Annotated in this window: 3 protein-coding genes; all 3 read right to left on the reverse strand. The window is 66.6% G+C overall.

Annotation, left to right across the window (positions count from 1 at the left end; translation table 11 throughout):
• On the reverse strand, positions 1–656 hold a 656-nt coding region (pip, locus tag ACXJKH_RS19690; protein WP_457321891.1), incomplete at its 3' end, for a prolyl aminopeptidase.
• A gap of 58 nt (positions 657–714) precedes the next feature.
• Positions 715–1398 (reverse strand): hypothetical protein, encoded by a 684-nt coding sequence (locus ACXJKH_RS19695; RefSeq protein ID WP_457321893.1) that lies wholly within the window; start codon positions 1396–1398, stop codon positions 715–717.
• A gap of 80 nt (positions 1399–1478) precedes the next feature.
• Positions 1479–1847 (reverse strand): LuxR C-terminal-related transcriptional regulator (locus tag ACXJKH_RS19700; RefSeq protein WP_457321895.1); only part of this gene is annotated, 369 nt, incomplete at its 5' end.

Here is a 1847-nt window from a genome sequence, read left to right on the forward strand (position 1 = left end):
GCAGTGGAGACAGCATCGACGTCGTGTACCAGCGTGGCGGCGTTGTCCTCCCACCCCAGCCACGCTTGTGCGGCGGCGATCTGCGTGGACAGGTCGTCGCTGTCCAGGCGCTTCCAATACGCGGCAATCATCGCCCCGCGCTCTGCTTCCGGAATATGTGCCTCGTACCGTGCCCAACGCTCGGGAAACACCCAGCGCGCCCCGCCATCGGCCTCGTTGAACCAGCGGTTTTCCTCGGCGCGCCCCAGGTATACGCCGCGCACGATCAGCCCGGTGGCGCGCTGCGGATGGGTCTGTGCATAGGCCAGCGCCAGCGTCGACCCCCACGAACCGCCAAACACCAGCCAACGCGCGATGCCCAGGTGCGCACGTACCGCTTCGATATCGGCGACCAGGTGCGCGGTGGTGTTGTCATGCAACTCCCCGAACGGCGTGGAGCGGCCACTGCCACGCTGGTCGATCAGTACGATGCGATACCGCGCCGGATCGAAAAACCGCCGGTGGGTTGGCGACGCGCCCGCGCCGGGGCCACCGTGCAGGAATACCACGGGGATGCCGTCCGGCGTACCGCATTCCTCGACATGCAAAGTGTGCAGGCCATCCACCGGCAATGCGAACTCACGGTAGGGGGAGATGGCCGGATACAACGTACGCATGGGACGTCCTCGGGGGCAGGATAGGGCAGCATAGCGGCCCTCCCCGCCGCGGTCATCCTCAGCCCTTCGTTACCCAATGCACCGCCGCGAGCGCCGTTGCCAACCGCTGCTTGGCAACGTCGTTGGTGAATGGCGGCGTGCCTGGCGGGTCGTAGACGTCCGGACGGGTGCCGGCAACGATCAGGTCAATCGCATAACACGCCCCGTTGTGCACGGCGCGGTAGCTCTCCGCGGAGACGTAGTGGCTCATCGCCGCATCGCTGGCGGTGAAATGGGTGAAGCGCACTCCGCCTATCTCCGCCGTGTCCGACGGGCCGGTCGCCTCGTCGGGCGCGACGAGGCAGGCGGCGATGTCGGCTGCCGTATCGCTGCGGCCGATCCGCATTTCGGCCGAGGTGACGTCATTGGAGCCATCCATCACGACGGCGACAAGCGGCGTCCCGATGCTGCCCGCCGCCGGATACAGTTTCCAGGCATCCAGCGTCAGGTAGCTGCGCTTGAAATCATGTTCGACATGCGTGCCGGGAACCGCGCGGACCGCGATGCCCGGTACCGGCTCGGCAAAACCATCGCCGGCCTGGGTTCCGGGCACCGACGCTGCCGGGCCCGTATCTGCGGGCGGGGCGTCTGCGGCGGCCATGGAGGATGACGCGGTGACGACCACCGCCGGTTGCGGACTGCACGCGCTGACCATGGCTACCCACGCCGTACCCAGCACGAAAAATTGGACTGCCTGCTTCATGATCGACTCTGGTTTCCATTTACGCCGCACCAGAGCGTGCGCCAGCCCGCGTTAACGCCGCGCCATCTCGCGCACGGGCGCTATGCGGCCGACTGCAACGGCGCAGGCGGCGCCGGGCAGGGTGCCATGGCAAGCCTGTGCTCGCTGGCAAACGCATACAGTTCCGATTCGGCGCGGATCCCCAGCTTGTTCATCGCCGAAATGCGCTGCCGACTGATCGTGCTGATACTGCGATCCAGGCGTGCGGCGATCTGGGTGATGCTCAGCCCGGAGGCATACAACCGCAGCACCTCCAGTTCCTTCGGCGACAGGCAGGCACACAGCGAGCCGGTTTCTTCGTCGCCGTTGCAGAGCTCGGCGCGCAGCGAACTGCAGACATAGGCCGAACCGTTGAGGACCTCGTCGATTGCCCGGGGAATGTCCAGCAGCGAGCAGGCCTTGTCGATCAC

This window comes from Stenotrophomonas sp. P5_B8 (assembly GCF_054049855.1).